General features: G+C 66.7%; 12 protein-coding genes. 11 read left to right on the top strand and 1 reads right to left on the bottom strand.

Annotated elements, in window-relative coordinates; genetic code table 11:
• The first annotated feature begins 72 nt into the window (after nt 1-72).
• The 7 genes from ASF00_RS02205 to ASF00_RS02175 are packed head-to-tail and all read left to right on the top strand — an operon-like array spanning nt 73 to nt 8,730.
• Entirely contained in the window at nt 73-1,260 is a 1,188-nt protein-coding gene (locus ASF00_RS02205; protein ID WP_055873496.1) for a glycosyltransferase family 4 protein, read from the top strand.
• The gene (locus ASF00_RS02200) at nt 1,250-2,596 is read left to right on the top strand and encodes a glycosyltransferase family 4 protein (protein WP_055873493.1); all 1,347 of its coding nucleotides are present in this window, start codon (nt 1,250-1,252) and stop codon (nt 2,594-2,596) included. The genes ASF00_RS02205 and ASF00_RS02200 overlap by 11 nt, the downstream gene beginning before the upstream one ends.
• Before the next feature lie 60 nt (nt 2,597-2,656).
• On the top strand, nt 2,657-3,400 hold the full coding sequence (locus ASF00_RS02195) for an ABC transporter permease (protein WP_235525563.1): 744 nt from the start codon (nt 2,657-2,659) through the stop codon (nt 3,398-3,400).
• Nucleotides 3,401-3,454: 54 nt separating this feature from the next.
• Entirely contained in the window at nt 3,455-4,618 is a 1,164-nt protein-coding gene (locus ASF00_RS02190) for a lipopolysaccharide biosynthesis protein (protein ID WP_200910202.1), read from the top strand.
• Complete coding sequence (locus tag ASF00_RS02185) at nt 4,608-6,158, top strand: capsular polysaccharide export protein, LipB/KpsS family (protein ID WP_082463170.1); 1,551 nt, start codon at nt 4,608-4,610, stop codon at nt 6,156-6,158. The genes ASF00_RS02190 and ASF00_RS02185 overlap by 11 nt, the downstream gene beginning before the upstream one ends.
• Entirely contained in the window at nt 6,158-7,447 is a 1,290-nt protein-coding gene (locus ASF00_RS02180) for a capsular biosynthesis protein (RefSeq protein ID WP_082463169.1), read from the top strand. The genes ASF00_RS02185 and ASF00_RS02180 overlap by 1 nt, the downstream gene beginning before the upstream one ends.
• Before the next feature lie 23 nt (nt 7,448-7,470).
• A complete protein-coding gene (locus tag ASF00_RS02175; protein ID WP_055875250.1) occupies nt 7,471-8,730 on the top strand; it encodes a glycosyltransferase family 4 protein in 1,260 nt (419 codons plus the stop codon).
• Nucleotides 8,731-8,756: 26 nt separating this feature from the next.
• On the opposite strand, the gene ASF00_RS02170 is transcribed toward ASF00_RS02175, so the two are convergent.
• Nucleotides 8,757-10,085, bottom strand: coding sequence for a class I SAM-dependent methyltransferase (locus ASF00_RS02170; RefSeq protein WP_055873485.1), 1,329 nt, complete (start codon nt 10,083-10,085; stop codon nt 8,757-8,759).
• Nucleotides 10,086-10,237: 152 nt separating this feature from the next.
• Between ASF00_RS02170 and ASF00_RS02165 the strand changes: the two genes are divergently transcribed.
• From ASF00_RS02165 to ASF00_RS02150, 4 genes are read left to right on the top strand one after another with little or no spacing between them, the layout of a single operon-like run.
• Nucleotides 10,238-14,515: a glycosyltransferase gene (locus ASF00_RS02165; RefSeq protein ID WP_055873482.1), complete on the top strand. Its 4,278-nt coding sequence runs from the start codon at nt 10,238-10,240 to the stop codon at nt 14,513-14,515.
• Nucleotides 14,512-16,674: a glycosyltransferase gene (locus ASF00_RS02160; RefSeq protein WP_055873479.1), complete on the top strand. Its 2,163-nt coding sequence runs from the start codon at nt 14,512-14,514 to the stop codon at nt 16,672-16,674. The genes ASF00_RS02165 and ASF00_RS02160 overlap by 4 nt, the downstream gene beginning before the upstream one ends.
• Before the next feature lie 52 nt (nt 16,675-16,726).
• Nucleotides 16,727-17,551, top strand: a complete 825-nt coding sequence (locus ASF00_RS02155; RefSeq protein ID WP_055873475.1) for a formate/nitrite transporter family protein — start codon at nt 16,727-16,729, stop codon at nt 17,549-17,551.
• On the top strand, nt 17,551-18,162 hold the full coding sequence (locus ASF00_RS02150; RefSeq protein WP_055873472.1) for a phosphatase PAP2 family protein: 612 nt from the start codon (nt 17,551-17,553) through the stop codon (nt 18,160-18,162). Before ASF00_RS02155 ends, ASF00_RS02150 begins: the two co-directional genes overlap by 1 nt.
• Nucleotides 18,163-18,246 lie beyond the last annotated feature (84 nt).

The following is an 18,246-nucleotide window of genomic DNA, read 5'->3' as shown; positions in this document are numbered from 1 at the left end:
ACAGGAATGACGTCTCCGGCTGTACGCGACCGTCGCGTCCATCAAAAGGTCCAGATTGGGGTTGATGCCAGATTGGCAGAATCTACCGGCACCGGCGTCGCCAGCTATCGTCACGCGGTACTTGGCGCACTGGCCGCGATCGGTCGGTCTACAGTCGATCTGCGTGATATTACGGTCGGTCGTTTCGGCGAGCCAAGTTCCCGGCTGGAGGCGCTGACCCGGTGGTTGGCGGCATCCTCGTCGCATCCGCGCAAACTCTTGGCGCAGGCCACCGATGCCGGGTCCGATATGCTCTGGCGGCGCGATATCTTTCGGCTCGCGCATGTCCATTTCCGTCGCCACGGCACGCTGTTGCGGCTGACCCCGCCGCAGCCGGTCGGCGTGATGCACTGGACGTACCCGTTGCCGGCGATCGTCGACGGGTGGATCAATCTGCATACCGTCCATGACGCGATCCCGATGCGCCGGCCCGATCTGTCGCCGGTCGATCCGGCCCGGCTGAGGGCATGCCTGACGGCGATCGCGGCACAGACCGACGGGATCGTCACGGTCTCCGATTGGGCGCGACGCACGATCCTCGAATCGCTGGCGATCCGCCCCGACCTGGTCACCAATTGCGGGGGCGGGCTGGCCGGACTCGTCGGCGCGGGTGGCCGCCTGCCGGCGGGGTTGAAGCGCGGCGGATACCTGCTGTTCTGCGGCCTGATCGAGCCGCGCAAGAATCTCGCGCGGCTTGCCGCTGCGTGGACGTCCGCGACCGGGACGGCGGGCGGGTACGCGATGCCGCTGGTGGTGGCGGGCCCCGATGGTGCAGGCTGCGGCGCGTTGCGCAGCGAACTGGAGGCCGCCGGCGTCGTGGTGCTGCCCTATCAGGACCGGCCGGTATTGATGGACCTGATCGGGCAGGCGCGCGCGTTCGTGTTTCCTTCGCTCGAGGAGGGGTTCGGGCTGCCCGTCGCCGAGGCGATGGCGCTGGGTACGCCGGTGTTGACCGCCGACCGCGGTGCGTTGCAGGAAATCGCGGGCGGCGCGTGTCTGCTCGTCGATCCGACCGACGAACAGTCGATCGCCGACGGAATACGGCGAATCGTCGCCGACGATGCGCTATGCGCCACGCTGACCGAGCGCGGTGCGGTCCGCGCGCGCGCGTTCGCGCCGACCGCGTTCGGCGCGCGCCTGGCTGTCCTGTACGATCGGTTGATCGATGCCCGGATCGCAGATGGCCTATGGCCCTATTTGGAGACTGCGGATGAGATCTGACGTGCGGATCGGGATCGATGGATTCAACCTCGCCATGCCGCACGGCACCGGCGTCGCGACCTATGGTCTGGCACTGGGCGAGGCGATCAAGTCGCTCGGGGCGCGGCTCGACGGGGTGTTCGGCATCCCCGTCGGCGTCCGTCCCGAACTGCGCGAGATCCTATTCTACGAGGCGCTCGGGCGCGGGATACCGCAGGAGGCGGGCCTGCCTGCCGTGCGCGCGGTGCGACGGTGGATCGGCCAGTTTCGCCGGACGCGGGTGTTCGACGTGGCGAAGAGCGGGCTGATCGTCCAAGGCGCGCTGGAACGGCGGCTGCCGCAATTCGATCGGATCGTGAGTTCCGCCCGGCTGTTCGAGAAGGCGGACCGGCATTTCGCTCGGACCGGACGGTTTTTGACGCTGCGCCTGCCCGATCCGCCCGCGATCATGCACTGGACCTACCCGGTACCGATCCGGATGGCGGGCACGAACAACGTCTATACGCTGCACGACCTCGTGCCGCTCAAGCTTCCCTACGCGACGCTCGATCGCAAGCGGCTCTATTACCGGATGATCGAGACGATCGTGCGCGATGCCGAGCATGTCTGCACCGTGTCGGAGTCGAGCCGGACAGACGTCATCGAGCAGTTCGGTATCGCCGCCGATCGGATCACCAACACCTATCAGAGCGTCTCGACCGCGCAGCCGGTCGGCGACCGGCGCGGGGACGTCACCGCGTTGTTCGGGCTCGAGCCGCGCGGCTATTTCCTGTATTTCGGCGCGATCGAGCCGAAGAAGAATGTCGGCCGGCTGATCGAGGCCTATCTGGGCAGCCAGGTCGACACGCCGCTCGTGCTGGTCGGCGCGCGCGCGTGGCAGGCCGACGAGGATCTCCGCTTGCTGAGCAGCGGGCTGGCGGGATCGCGCAACGTGTTCGGCAACCATGTCGCCAGTCATATCGTCCAGCTCGAATACCTCCCGCGGGCGCTGCTGCTGCGACTGATCGAAGACGCGAAGGGGGTGATCTTCCCGTCGCTATACGAGGGGTTCGGGCTGCCCGTGCTCGAGGCGATGCAGCTGGGAACGCCGGTGATCACGTCGGACCGGAGTTCGTTGCCGGAAGTGGCAGGCGCCGCGGCGCTGGCGGTCGACCCTTATGATGTCGGTGCACTGACCTCGGCGATCCAGCGGCTTGATCGCGACGATGACTTGGCGCGCCGACTGGCCGCGGCGGGTACCGAGCAGGCGCGGCTGTTCACGCAGGACCGCTATCGGGAACGGCTGTTTACGATGTACGACATGATATTGGCGAAGAACAGGCGTACGCGCAGCACTCCGCACATGGGATCGAAATAGATGGCGACGCTCAATCTGAAACCCGGAAGTCTACGCCGCGGGCTGAAAGTCCAGGGCAATGTGCTGGGCGCGCTGGTGATGCGCGAGCTGCACACGCGCTATGGGCGCGACAACATCGGCTATGTCTGGCTCATCCTCGAGCCGATGATGCTGGCGACCATGATCGCGCTGCTGCACCAGCAGACCGGCGGGCATTTCGGTAACGACGTCAAGCCGGTGCCGTTCGCGCTGATCGGCTACTGTATCTTCATCATGTTCCGCAGTATTTTCGGACGCGCAGAGGGGGCACTCGAAGCCAATCTGCCGCTGCTCTACCATAAAACCGTTACAATTTTCGACGTCCTGCTCGCAAGGGCATTGCTCGAAGCGGCCGGATGCATATTGTCGTTTCTGATCCTGATGGGGCTGGCTATGGCGACGGGTCTGGCGGACCTGCCGGCACGACCATTGTACGTTTGTCTGGGTATTGCCTGCATGTTCTTTCTGGCGTTCGGTCTGTCGCTCGTCGTGTGTGCGTTCACATTCGACAATCGTGCGATGGGCCGGCTGGTTCATCCGCTGGCCTATATCATGTTGCCGCTGTCCGGTGTCTTCGTGATGATGCAATGGGTGCCGGTAAAGTTCAGGCCGTTCTTTTCGGTAATTCCGATGTCGCATATCTTCGAGATGTTGCGATATGGCTGGTTCGTCAGCGCGGTGCCATATTTCATCGACGGCTGGTATCTTGCCGGCTGGATATTTGGATCGACGTTGATTGGACTGCTGGCGATCGCCACGGTCAAGGGCAAGATCCATATGCCGTGACGAGATGACGCGGCTATACTCGAAGTTTAGGGGTCTCTACCCCCGGAGAAATTGATGGTGCACGGTTTCATGTCCCCGGCAACGGCCGAGCCGGAGGCGCCGCCAAGCCTTTCGGAACGGTGGCACTATGCGCGCACCCATTATGGCTGGTTCTTCGTCGTCGTGGCGTTGCCGTGTCTGATCGCGGCGATTTACCTCTATGGCTTTGCCGCCGACCAGTTCGAATCCGAGGCGCATTATCTCGTCCGCGCCCAGGGGGCGCCGGCATCGAGCGGGTCGGGGATCGAGAAGCTGCTGGGCTCGGGTGGCGGCGCGGGCGGGCAGGGCGAGGCCAATAGCGTCGCGGACTTTCTGCTGTCGCATTCCGCCGTCGCCTCCCTGACGAAGCAGAGCGATCTGATCGATCGCTTCCGTCGTCCCGAAGCCGACGCGTTGAGCCGTTTGCCGACCGCCGATCCGACCCCCGAGGCGCTGCTCAAATATTACCGCAAGCAGGTCGACGTCCATTACGACACCGACACCGGCATCACCTCGCTGAAGGTCCGCGCGTTCCGACCGAACGATGCCTATATCATCGCGCGCAAACTGCTCGCGCTCGGCGAGGGCCAGGTCAACACGATGAACGTGCGGTCCTATACCGATGCGGTGAAGCTGTCGCGCCAGCAACTCGCCGAAGCCGAGCAGGCGCTGAGCCAGGTCCAGACGCGCATGACGAGCTTTCGTCAGAGCAACCGCGACGTCAATCCGCAAGGCACCGCCGAGGCCCAGATCGGCCTCGTCTCGAAGCTTGAGGCCGAACTGTCGGCGGCGCGCTCGCAACTGGCGACCACGGTACAGCTGATCGGGACGCGCAATCCGCAATATGCCGCGCTGTCGCAACAGGTCCGGTCGTTGCAGGCGCAGGTCGCCGCGCAATCGGGCAAGCTGACCGGCGGCGGCGATGCGATCGCCGCGGGGCTCGGCGATTATGAGCGCCTGCGCATGCAGCAGGAGTTCCTCTCGAAGCGCTATGACGCGGCATCGGCGGCGTTCGAGGCGGCCCGCCAGCAGGCCGTACGACAGCAATTATATATCGTCCGGATCGTCGATGCGAACATGCCGGTCCGCTCGGAATATCCCAAGCGGGCGCTGTCGCTGCTCACGCTCTTCATCGCGCTGATGGTTCTGTACGGGCTGGGCTGGCTGATCGCAGCCGGCGTTCGGGAACATGCGAGCTAGCATCGGTCGCCTGCCATTGTCCGGCGTCGGCGACCAGACCGCGTCCGTCGTCGAGCCGTTGCTGCGGGCGCCGCCGTTTCCCTGGGCGGCCCCGGCGTCGATCGCGCGGCCGGCCCCTGACCCGGCCGCGAACGATGCGGCGATCCGGCATGACGGCGTCGAGCGCGTGTTCGCGGCGTTGCGGCAGGCGCGGGTCGGCGGTGCGTTCTGGCAGGGCGAGGACGATCCCTGGATCAGGGTCGGGCAGCTTGCGGTCGTGCGTGCCGATCCCACCGAGGATGTGGCAATCGTCGCGTGGCTCTCGGATGTCGCGGTCTGCGATGCAGCGGGCACGTCCGTCGATCCGGCGCGGATCGAGCGGGCCTGCCTCGCACGGCTCGCCGGTTTCGCCTATCGCGATCCGTTCGAGGGGCGGCCGGCGACGCTGCTGGACACGATCGCGTTGCTCGCGGCGTGGCGGCGCACGCTCGATGCCAATCGCCGGATCGGCGTGATGACCGGAATGGCGGCGTGGAAACGCGCTGCGATCGGTCGGTTCCTGTGGGACGGACGCCGCGTTCCGGACAATCTCCCGCCGGACAAGGCACGGATCGCCGCGCGTCGGTCGGGACATGCCATCGCCGGCTGGGCGTCGCGCATGCCGCCGAATTTCGTGGCGGAGGCGCGGGCGGCAGGCGACGCGGTTCATATCGTCGAGGACGGCTTCGTCCGGTCGAGCGGGCTCGGCGCGGATGGCCATGTGCCGAGTTCGATCACGGTCGACGCGTGCGGTGTCTATTATGATCCCGCGCAGGCCTGCGATCTTGAGACGCTGTTGCAGACGCAGCTGTTCTCGGATGACCTGATCCGCCGGGCGCAGCGCCTGCGCGCGCAGATCTGCCGCCTCGGTATCGGCAAATACGGGATCGATGCGGGCGTGGTGACCGCCTTGCCCGACCGCCGCTGCGTGCTCGCGATCGGGCAGGTCGAGGATGACCGGTCGGTCTTGTGCGGCGGTGTCGGGGTGACCTCGAACGTGCAGTTCCTTTCGCGGGTCCGGGCTTGCGAACCCGATGCCTTCATCGTCTATCGCCCGCATCCCGACGTCGCCGCCGGGCATCGCAAGGGGCATGTGTCGGCCGCCGCCGCCGCGGCATGGGTCGATCGGATCGACCATGACAGCGCGCTGCTGCCGCTCGTCGCGCGGGTCGATGCGGTGCATGTGCTCACTTCGCTCACCGGATTCGAGGCGCTGCTGCGCGATCGGTCGGTGACCGTGCATGGCCGACCCTTCTTTTCGGGATGGGGGCTGACCCAAGACCTTGTCAGCCAGCCCGATCGGCGTCACCGTAGCTTGACGATCGATCAACTTGTTGCAGGCGCTCTTATTTTATATCCGCGATATATCGACCCGGTCACCGGACTGTTCTGCGAAGTCGAAACCTTGATCGACCGCATTGCCGCCGGACAGGCGCGATCGAATACTGTGTTTACGCTGTTTCGCCAGATCCTCGGTCGCGTGCGTCACAGTGTGACGCGGATTTCGGCGGGCATCCGCTAATGCCTGAATCCGAGAATAAGCGGACGTTTCTGTTTCTGCAGGGGCCACACGGGTCGTTGTTTGCGCAATTGGCCTCCGCGCTCGCGATGCAGGGGTATGCGATACGGCGGATCAACCTCAATGGCGGCGATCGGGCCGACTGGATCGGCGTGTCGACGGACTATCGCAGTTCGCTCAAGGGCTGGCCGTTGTTCTTCGACGATTTCGTCGTCGATCATGGTGTCACCGACGTCATCCTGTTCGGCGACTGCCGGCCGCATCACGCATCGGCGCACGGCATGGCCAAGCTGCGCGGGATCCGCGTCCATGTCTTCGAGGAAGGGTATATCCGCCCCGATTTCATGACGCTGCAGGAAGACGGCGTGAACGGCAATTCGACGCTGCCGCGCGATGGCGACTGGTATCGCGACCAAGCCGAGAGCCTGCCCGCGCTCGCGCCGGTCGAGCCCGTGCCCTCGAACTTCATGCGACGCCTGCGCGAGACCAGCCGCTATACCGTCATCAGCGCGCTGACGCGGCCGCTCTACCCCTTTTATCGCTCGCATCGCTCGGCGACGATGCTCAGCGAGGCGCTGGGCTGGGCGATCCATTTCGCCACCAAGCGCCGCGAGCACGTCCGCTCGGCGGCGACGATGGCGGCGATCGGCGACACCCCCTATTTCGCGCTGCCGCTGCAATTGAACTCGGATTACCAGATCCGGGTCCATTCGCCGTTCCGCGACATGCGTGCGGCATTGCGCTTCATCATCAAGAGCTTTGCCCGCGCGGCACCGCCGGGGGTCAATCTGATCGTCAAGCGGCATCCACTCGATGGCGGACTGGCGAGCTGGCGGCGGTTCGTCCGACGCGAGGCGCAGCGCTACGGCGTGACGGAGCGGGTCTTCTACATCAGCGACGGCGACATCTCGGATCTGGTCGCCAACGCACGCGCGGTCGTCACCGTCAACAGCACGGTGGGCACGCTCGCGCTCAACTCCGGCGTGCCCGTGGCGGTGCTGGGCGAGGCGATCTACGATATCGAGGGGATCGTCCGGCGCGTGCCGCTCGACCGCTTCTGGACCGATCCGCGGCCGGTCGACACCGATCTGTACGAGGCGTTCAAGCGCGTGCTGATCGATCGCTGCCTGATCCCGGGCGGGTATCTGAGCGAGGAGGGGATCGCGATGCTCGTCACGCACGCGGAACGTCGCCTGACATCGGGGTCCAGCGCGGGCCACGCGACACTGCCCGCCCGCGACGGCGCGATCCCGCTCGAGTCCGACGACCGCGGCGAGTATCACATGTGCTGAAGCCATTCCGTGCGTTCGCCCCGATGCTGCTCACGCGGACGCTCGTCCCGCGGTGGCTGGGGGGGCGCCCGACCATCGACGCCGAGGTCGTGTTCGATCTCTCGCGGTTGCTCAGCCGATCCTACCACCTTACGCCGACCGGGATCGACCGCGTCGAGTTCATCTATGCGCGCGAGTTGCTCAACCGCCTTCCGGACCGGCTTGCCTTTGCCGCGGTCCATCCGGCCGGCGGCTATTACGGGCGGCTGCCGGTCGGTGCGGTGCGCCAGTTTCTCAGCTTCACCGATGCCCGGTGGCAAAATCGCGACGTGCTCGATCCGCATGCGGTGCGCGCCGCCGCCAACCGGCATCTGCTGGCGCTGCGACCGCGGCCGGTGCCGACCGCGGACCGCCAGCGCATCTATCTCCAGGCCTCGCACCATCATCTCGAGGATACCGATCTCGTCGCCGCGATCCTCAAGCGCGAGCGCGCGCGGCTGATCGCGCTGATCCACGACGTCATCCCGCTCACGCATCCCGAATTCGCGCGCGCCGACGGCCAGACGCGGCATCTGAAGGTCATGCGGACGATCGACCAGCATGCCAGCGGGATCATCGGCAATTCGGCGGCGACGGTCGACGCGGTCACCGCGCACCTGACCGGCGCGCGGACCGACCGCGTCATCCGCGTCGCGCATCTCGGTACCGATCCGGTCGATCTTCAGCCGACGACATCGCAAATCCCGGACGGTACGTATTTCGTCTGCGTCGCGACGATCGAGCCGCGCAAGAACCATCTGCTGCTGCTCAATGTCTGGCGCCGGCTGGCGGAGAAGCTGGGGGCGGCCGCTCCGAAGCTGGTCCTGATCGGCCGGCGTGGGTGGGAAAACGAGAACGCGATCGACATGATCGAACGGTGCGCCGCGCTGTCGGGCCACGTGATCGAAGCGTCGAACATGTCCGATCGCCAGATGCAGGCGCTGCTCGGCGGTGCGCAGGCGTTGCTGCTGCCATCGTTCGCTGAAGGATTCGGGATGCCGGTCAGCGAGGCGCTCGCCGCCGGGCTGCCGGTGATCTGCAGCGATATCGCCGCGCTGCGCGAAGTCGGCGGCGATTCGCCCGAGTATCTCGATCCGCTTGACGGGCTGGGCTGGCTGGCGGCGATCATCGACTATTCGGTGCCGCAGTCACCGCGCCGCGCCGCGCAGATCGCCCGCATGACGCGGTGGCGGCCCGTCACGTGGCATCATCATCTCGACGTGGTCGAGGCGACCATCGATGCGGTCGCTGCGATGACCCGCTGACGCCCACCGGATCGGCAGGCGTCCGGTCAGGTGTCGCCGCGGCGGATGATGATCCCGAACGAGGTCGTGACATACTGGCCGAGCGCGAGCTTCAGATGATTGTCGTCCGAATAGGGCGGTACGTCGACATAGGCGTCCTGCTGCGTGTCGCCGAGGTCGTATTTGATCTGCGCGACGAAATGCCCGCGCGAGACGAGATCGACCGCGAGCCGTTCGAAATCGCGGCGCCGGAACAGGACGGTGCCGCCGCTGTCGATCGTCGCATCGTTCGAGGTCAGATTGAGCTCGGTCGTATGCACCGCGAGCCCGCCGGGGTTGAGGCACTGGACCGCGTTGCGGACAAAATCGAGCCCGGCCTCGATCGATCCGAGATGCTCGTACGCGCAGGACGACCAGGTGAAATCGAACCCGCGCAGGTCGCTGGGAATCAGGTTCATGTCGGCGACGCGGAACGCGACGTTCCGGTCGAAGACGTCGTTCGCGCAGATGTCGGGATAGCGGAGCTGGTCGAGCCCGTCGCTATGCTGGTTGGTGAGCGACCAGTCGCGACTGCGTTCGTCGTCCCCTGCGAGATCGGTCGCGACGACCGAACAGCCCATCGCCGCCATTGCCGCCGGCAGCGGTTCGACGCCGACGCCGAAGCCCAGGCCGCGCGCGCCTGCCTTGAGCATCCCGTAGCGTTCGAGCGCCTGCAGGATATAGACGAACTCCCACTGCTTGCGGTGGCGGTGTTTCGCCAGCTTTAGTCGTTCGAGCCACTGATCATAAGCGGGCTCGTTGAACTGCGACGCGGTGCAGGTCTGCGACACCGGATCGGCGAGCGTCGCCTTGCCCGGCGCGAGCAGGCGCGACGCGCGGCGGAACACGCGCTGGCCAAAGATCGACTTGCGTGCCGCCTCGACCTGCTGCTCGAAATGCGGCTGGCGCACCGTGGCGTCGAGCTGGAGCGTGAACGCTTCGGCGGCGGCGTCGGTCTCGGTATAGAGATGCCCGAGTAGGGCATATTGCATGCCGTCGACCGCATCGAAGCTTACCCGTGTCGTGCCGCCGCCCGCGACGATCTCCTTCACCGCGATCGACCAGGTCTTGATCGTCTCGGCGGGGCGCGATCCGTCCACCGGCAGCGCGTTGACGCGAAACACCACCGAGCCCATCGTCGCGGTCAGTCCCGTGAAGATGAGCGCACAGCGTACCGTGCTGCTGTCCATCGGGACGTAGCGCGTATGGAAGACATATGCGGGATCGTCTGAGGGTTCGCTGCCGCCAAGCCCCTGTATCCGGCTGGCGCGCGACGGCCAGAAATCGAACGGGCTGAGATTTATTTCGCCGGACAGCGTAGAATTCGGGCTCTGCATCGCTCAAGCCGTAGCGAGCAAGCACGAACGCGTCACTCGTTTTGCGGAACATTACCGGCAAATTGTACGACCTGTACACCCGTCGATCCTATCCTTGCGCGGTCTTGATCGTATAGTACGCCGCGTCACGAGCACCCAAACAAGAGAAACCGATGAGCAACTTCTTCCGCGCGGGCTTTGGGCGGCTGATGGGCGTAGCCACGCAGGCAGGGGCGGGCTCCCAGGAAAGATCGGCGGATCGGATCGCGGGGGACGCGTTGCGCGATGCGCGCGACTGGACCGGGGCGATCGATGCCTATCGCCGGCATCTCGACAGCTTTCCGGGCGACTTCGCGATCTGGGTGCAAGCGGGCCACGCGCTGAAGGAGATGCGCGACTTCGATGCGTCGATGGCGGCCTATCACGCGGCCTACAAGCTCGATCCGCGCAATTCCGATCTCCTCGTCAACATCGGGCATCTGCACAAGATGCGCGGCCAGCAGGCGGCGGCGTGCTTTGCCTATGTCGTCGCGCACGATATCGACGCCAATGTCGATGCCGCGACCGAACTCGCCGATCCGAACCTCGCGGACGATATTGCGGTCGCGCGCGGCGTGTTCTTCGCCGACCCGACACGCGATCCGGTCGGGCTGACCGCGGGCAAGTCCGTCGACGTGCCCAGCGACGGCGACGAGTCCGCCGCGGCGCTCGGCGACGCCATCGGTACGACCGGGCTGTTCGACGAGGCGTGGTACCGGCAGCGCTATGCCATTCCCGCCGGCATGGATGCCGCGCAGCATTATGCGTCCGTCGGCGCAGCGGAAGGCAATGAGCCGCACCGCCTGTTCGACAGTCGCTTCTATGTGGCGCAGGTCGAGAATGGCCTGCCGCTCGGCGCCAATCCGCTCGACCATTTTCTCAAGGTCGGGGGGCCGAGCGGGCTCGATCCGCATCCGCTGTTCAGCGGCGAGTGGTACCGTCAGACCTCGTCTGCCACGGCATCTGACGGCGAACGCGGCAGCGCGATCCCGATCGTCCAGTATCTGGCGGAGGCGACCCGGCGCGATGTCTCGCCGACGCCGTTGTTCGATGCACGAAGCTATCGCGACCTGACTCCCGATCTGGATCCGGCGGGCAACGCTTTCATCCATTACCTTGATAATGGCGATGCGCACGGCGTCGCACCGATCGCGGGCTTCCAGTCCGGTCGGGTCCTCGAAACCTTTGGTGGTTCGCCGGTCGGCGGCGAAAGCGCGCTCGAGCTGTACGCGCATTTCATCGGCCGCGATCAGGCGTTGGCCTGCGCCACCTTCGATCAGCTCCAGCCCGAAGACTTCGGCGTCCGCCCGCCGCCGTTGCAGCCGCTTCCCTCACCGTCCGCCGACGAGCGGATCGTCGCCGCGAGCCGGGTGATGCAGCGCCTGGCCGGGTACAGCGCGATCGGCGACGACGATCGCTCGGCGGACCGCTACGCGATGGCAAAGCTCGAATTGTTGCGCCGCGAGCCTATCCTGTTCGACGCGGCGATCGGCGATCTGCGCGACGCGACGGTTGCCAACGCGACCGAGGCGGTGGCGATGTTCGGCGTCCTGCCGCTGCACGATGTCGCGCGTGGCGACGGGGAGCGTTTCCCGCCGCTCGGCCTGCTCGAACGCTATCGGACACGCCAGCTCGATCTGGCGCGCCGTTTCAGGCTCGATCACGACCGTGTCGGGATGGTGAAGGACGGCGCCAAGATCTCCGTCCTGCTGCCGGTCTATCGCTCGCCGGTCGTCTATCTCGAACGCGCGATCCTGTCGGTTCTCGCGCAGACCTATGCCAATTGGGAATTGTGCATCGTCGACGATTGTTCGCGCCGCAGCGCGCTGACCGATGTCATCAAGCGGTTCTGCGCGGCCGATCCGCGGATCACGTTCGTGACCTCGCGGCGCAATGGCGGGATCGCCGACGCGACCAACCGCGCGCTCGAACTCGCCACCGGCGATTATGTCGCGCTGTTCGACCATGACGACATGCTGACGGTCGATGCGCTCGAGATCATCGCCGCGCGGATCGACACCGCCCCCGAGACCGATTGGCTCTATAGCGACGAGTGCAAGATCGGCATCGACGACGAGCCCGACGAGTTGCTGACCAAGCCCGACTGGAGCCCGGCGCTGCTGTTGTCGGTGATGTATACCGGACATTTGTCGGTCTACCGGACGGCGCTGGTGCGCTCGGTCGGTGGCTTTCGCAGCGCCTACGACTTTTCGCAGGACTATGATCTCGCGCTGCGCATCTCGGAAACCGAGCCGAACGTCCATCATGTCCGCGAGGTGCTGTACGGCTGGCGGATGATCGACGGGTCCGCCGCCAGCGGTGGCAAGCCCGAGGCGCGCCGGACCAATATCGGCGCGGTCCAGGCGGCGATGGATCGACGCGGCTGGAAGGGGCGTGCGGTCGCACTACCCGCCTCGAACCGGCCGCGCGCGAACTATGCGCTGTTCGATCAGCTCGTCTCGATCATCATCCCGTCCGACAATGCCGCGCATATCGCGCAGGCGGTGATGTCGATCGTCGCATGGACCGCCTATGACCGGTACGAGATCATCATCGTCACCAATTCGCGGACCGCGGCGCAGTGTCGCGAATGGCTCGACGGCGCGCGCATCCGGTTCGCGATCTTCGACGCGCCCTATAATTTCTCGGCCAAGTGCAACGCCGGCGCCGCAGTCGCGCGCGGCGACTATGTCGTGTTCCACAACGACGACGTGCTGGTCCTCACGCCCGACTGGATCGAGGCGCTGCTGGAACAGCTCGTCCGGCCCGGCGTCGGCGGCGTCAGTCCCAAGCTGCTCTACGAGAATGGCCGCATCCAATATGCCGGCATGGCGGTCGGGCTTCGTCGGCTGACGGGGACGACGTTCCATGCGTTTCCGCGCAACACGTCGACGCATTTCAACCTGGCGCAGTCGACCCGCGAAGTCGGGCTGATGTGCGGCGCGTGTTGCGCCATGCCGACCAGCCTGTTCCGGACGCTGGGCGGATGGGACGCGGTCAATGTCGGCATCGCGCATTCGGACGTCGATCTCAGCCTGCGCATTCGCGAGGCCGGCTACCGGCTGGTCTATACGCCGCATGCCGAGCTCATCCATATCGGCCATGCCTCGATCGGCAACGATGTCGAACTGCCCAAGGGATCAAGCTGGAAACGCAGCAAGGCGGATATCTTCCTGCTCAAGCGCTTCCCCACGTTGATGGCCGACGACCCGTATTTTCCGTCGACGATGAGCGGGATCAGTTACGTCGATTCGCAGGAGCCCTACCGCGTCTATCCGGCCAAGGCCGCCTATACCGGCACGGGCCCCGACATCCTGATCGTGTCGCACGATCTGACCAACAGCGGCGCGCCGCGGGTCGCCGCGGACATGGCGATCGCGCTCAAGCAATCAGGCGCGTTCGTCGTCGTCACCTGTCCGACCGACGGACCGATGCGCACGCGCCTGACCGATGCCGACATTCCGGTGATCATCGACGCGCTTGCGCTGACCGGCCATGCGAGCTTCCACGACTTTGCGCGCAACTTCGACACCGTCATCGTCAACACCGTGATCGGCTGGCGCGCGGTGAAACAGCTCGACGACGAGACCGAGGTGCGCTGGTACATCCACGAATCCGGGCTGATCGACGAGATGGTCCGCGACGTCGACGGCTTCCGCGACGTGCTCCAGTCGGCGCGGGACATTCTTGCGGTCAGCACGCGCACCGCGACGTTCCTGCGCAAGCACGGCGCCAGCGCGCGACTGCTGGAGACCGGGATTGCTGATCCGAGCGGACTCTACCCGGTGCCTGCACGGTCGGACGTCGTGCGGATCGGCGTGTTCGGCTCGTTCGAACCGCGCAAGGGGCAGGATATCGCCGCGCAGGCGTTCGCGATGCTCGATCCGCGGACGCGCAAGAAGGCCGAGCTCAATTTCTTCGGCCGCGACCACGATCCCGACTTCCAGGACAAGGTCCGCCGCACCTGGAAAGATCAGCCGGGGCTGCATTTCCGCGGTGAGAAGGGGCATCCCGATTATTGGTACTGCCTGGCCGACATGGATATCGTGCTGGTCCCGTCGCGTGACGATCCATTGCCGCTGGTTGCCTCCGATGCGCTGGCGTTGGGCAAGACGATCGTGTGCAGCGACAGCACCGGCACCTCGGATTATATCGAGCATGAGGTGTCGGGCTTTGTCTTCCCGACCGAACGCGCGGCCGATCTTGCGGTGCTGCTGGCCGAGCTGATCGAGGATCGCGGTCTGCGCGAAGCAGTCCGCGGACCGGCGCGCGCGGTGTATGAGGCGATGTTCACGATGGCCGCGTTCGTTGATCGATTGACCGACCGGATCGCACCGCGATCGGGTGTCGTGGATGACTCGCGGACGGCGTCCGCCGGCGACGTCCTCGCTGTGCCCGCGCTGGTGTCGTGATCGCGACCGATCGCGAGGCCGAAGACCTGATCGCCCGCGCCGATGCCGCGCGCGATCGCCGCAACTGGCTGGCGGCGGCGGACGCGTATCGCGCGGTCGTCCGGCTCCAGCCGCGCAACGCCGGGCTGTGGGTGCAGCTCGGTCATGCGCTGAAGGAATCGGGCGGGATCCAGGCGGCGGGCGACGCCTATCGGCGCGCGCTGGCGATCGATCGGGGCAATGCCGATACGCATCTCCAGCTCGGCCATCTGCTCAAGATGCAGGGCGATCGTGCGGCCGCGGTGATGGCGTATGCGCAGGCGCTGCGGCTCGATCCGACGCTCGACCCGGCTTTGCGCGAACTCGTCCACCTCGGCGCGCGCGATCATATCCCCCTGCCGACGATCGACCGCCAGGCGATGTGGGCTAGGCTGGATGCGGTTGCCGAGGCGCTCGCCGATGCGAACGGTGCGCTGCGCGCGTGGATCGGCACCTCGGCCTATCCGATGGCGGCCTATGACCGGTTCCGGTCGGATGTCGCGGTCCAGCCGCCGCCACCGCTCCCGATCGAGGCCGCCCCGTCGATTATGCCGTCGATCACGTTGATGGTCGATTGCGGAGAGGCGACGCCGTCGTCGGTCCGCGCGACGTTGACCGGGTTGCTCGACCAGTCCGATCCGTCGTGGCAGGCGCATCTCGTTCGCGCCGCCGGGATCGTCGACCATCCGGTCGCCAGCATGGCCATCACCGACCCTCGGATCGGGTTCGCGGCAACGCGCGACGCGCAGGCCGGAATGACGGTCAGCATCGATGCGGGGACGATCCTGCATCCGCTTGCGCTGGCGTGGCTGCGCTATGCCGCCGCACGGACCGGGGCGGCGGCGATCACCTGCGATCACGATCGCGCCAAACGCCATTGGGCGCGGGGGCAGCGGCACGCCGATCCGGTGCTGTACGGCGTCGACGATCCGCATCTGCGGGCCGCCGTGCCGCCGCCACTGGTCGCGATGCGCGGCGATGGCATGGCGAGCCTGTCCATGACGCAGCCGGGCGCGGACCTGCGCGCGGCGATGATCGGCGCCGCGCGGTCGCGATCGGCGGTCGCGCATGTCCCCCGCATCCTCGCCTCGCTGCTCGACCGTGCCGAGGCGCCGTCCGTGCCTGCGCGCAGCACCGACCGCAGCCCCGACCGCAGCACCGACCGCAGCCCCGGCCCCAGCATCGACCGCGATCGCGACGCCGACCGCGACGGGCGTCGGTCGCGGATCGCGGTCATCGTGCCGACCCGCGACGAGGCGACAATGCTCGCCGAGGCGATCGACAGCCTGCTCGCCACTGCCGACGCCCCCGACCGGATCGTCATCGTGATCGTCGACAACCGCAGCCGGCAGGTGGCGACGCATACGCTGCTCGACGACCGTGCAACGCGGCCGGGGCACGCCGTTGTCGTCATGGACGAGCCGTTCAACTGGTCGCGCGCCAACATGCTCGGGATCGCCGACCCCCGCGTGGCGGACTGCGACCTGCTGCTGTTCGCCAACAACGACGTCGTGATGCTGACGCAAGGGTGGGACAGCGCGCTGGACGGGCTGCTGCGCGATCCGGAAACGGGCATCGTCGGCGCGCGTCTCCTGTATCCCGACCTGACCGTCCAGCACGCGGGCATCGTGCTCGGCGCGGGCGAAGGCCTGCCGTTGCACGAGGGACGGCACGCCGCGTTCGACGATCCGGGCCCCGGCGGGCGCTACGTCACGCAGCATGACGCGGCAGCGGTGACCGGCGCCTTCCTCGCGATGCGCCGCGCCGTCCTTGCGGAGATTGGCGGGTTCGACTGCGCGCGGCTGCCGATCGCCTATAACGACATCGACGTCTGCTTGCGCGCGCGCGCCGCGGGCTACCGCGTGCGCTATTGCCCGCAGATCGAGCTGATCCACCATGAATCGAAGACGCGCGGACGGACCCGGACCGAGGACGAGGTGGCGTGGGACGATGCCGAGCTCGCCGATCTCTACGCCAGCTGGGGCGAGGCGCTGACCGTCGATCCGGGGATCAATCCGCAATGGGCGCTTGGCGGCGCGCCGTTCGACGGCCTGCGCGAGCCGGGGGCGAGCGAGGTGCTTGCGTTCATCGACCGCTCCGCCCGCGTCGATCCCTGGCGCGTGACGAAGTCCGACGCGTGACGCGACGCATCGGATGGGAGCCAAACCGCCGGCAAGCCGTTACACTGGCGTAATGGCCAAACCCGACTCCACCCCGCCGCAGGATGATATCGACGACCTCAAGGCCGCCGATGCGCAGGATCTGCACCGCGCGGTCCGCGAGGAAGGGCAGGACGAGCTCGACCGGCCCTTCTCGTCGCTGTTCTTCTCCGGCCTCGCGGCGGGCATGGCGATCGCGAGCTCGCTGATTGCCGAGGGCGCGCTCCACGCCGCGCTGCCCGACACGGCGTGGCGGTCGCTCGTCGTGTCGTTCGGCTATCCGATCGGATTTCTCGTCGTGATCCTGGGGCGGATGCAGCTATTCACCGAGAGCACGATCACCGCGATGCTGCCGCTGGTCACGCGGCCGTCGCGCTGGGCGATGCGGCGCACGCTGCGGCTCTGGACGATCGTGCTCGGCGCCAACCTGCTCGGCACCGCGCTGGCGGCCGCGATGATCGCGGCGGGCCTGCTCGGCGACAGCGAACTGAGGACCGCGATGCTCGCGGTCTCGGTCGGGATCACCGAATTGTCGGCCGGCGCGACGTTCGTCAACGCGATCCCCGCCGGGTTCATGATCGCGATTCTTGCCTGGTCGCTGCCCAATGCGCGGGAACAATCGTTCCTCGTCATCCTGGCGGTCACCTATGTCGTTGCGATTAGCGGGTTCAGTCATTCGATCGTCGGATCTGCGGAGGCGTGGCTGCTGCTGTTCGCCGGCAAGACCGGTGTCGTGCAGACGCTCGGCGAACTGATCCTGCCTGCGGTGCTGGGCAACCTGTTGGGCGGTGCGGGGTTGTTCGCGTTGTTGGCGCATGCGCAGGTGCGTGGTGAGATGAACGGGCAGGACGAGAGCTGATGGGTGAGATCGAACGCGCCACCAAGACGGTCGTGGCGGCGGATCGCGATGTGACGCTGAAGGCCGCCGAACAGCGCGACCGACCGGCCGTCAAGGCGGTCGGATTCCTCGCCGAGATCGGCGATCAGCCGCAACTCGTCGCGACATCGATCGGCACCGCGGTCATCGGCATGATCGCACGCCGGCCCGACATGATCCGCGGCGGCCTGAGGATGCTTGCGGCGCACGGCGCGGCGACCTTCGTCAAATCCGCGATCAAGCGCTCGGTCGACCGCACGCGCCCCGAAAAGGCGATCGAGGACGGCGAAGCGAAGTTCGAGCCCGGCGACAGCCACGATCACGCACAGACCTCGTTCCCGTCGGGCCATACCGCCGGCGCGGTCGCGGTCGCGCGCGCAGTCTCGCGTGACATCGGCGGGGCAGGGGCCCCGGCCGCCGTCATCACCGGGATGGTCGCCGCCGCCCAACCGATCAACGGCAAGCATTATCTGTCCGATCTCGTCGTCGGCGCGGCCGTCGGCTGGATTGCGGAGGCGCTCGTCAGCGCGGTGTTCGACCGGGTCGCGCCGGTCGTCGAGCATCAGGTCGGCAGCGTCCTCAAGACCGGCTGACGGACAGGAGGCGCGTCAAAGACCGCGTGGAGCCCGTCAAGCGAGGCTGCTGGTGATCGCTATGGTGCACGAAAAAGCCTCGCC

The sequence above is a fragment of the Sphingomonas sp. Leaf34 genome (assembly GCF_001421805.1).
Classification (GTDB): domain Bacteria; phylum Pseudomonadota; class Alphaproteobacteria; order Sphingomonadales; family Sphingomonadaceae; genus Sphingomonas.
The sequence above is the reverse complement of the archived record's forward strand: the minus strand, read 5'-3'. Positions and strand labels throughout refer to the sequence as shown.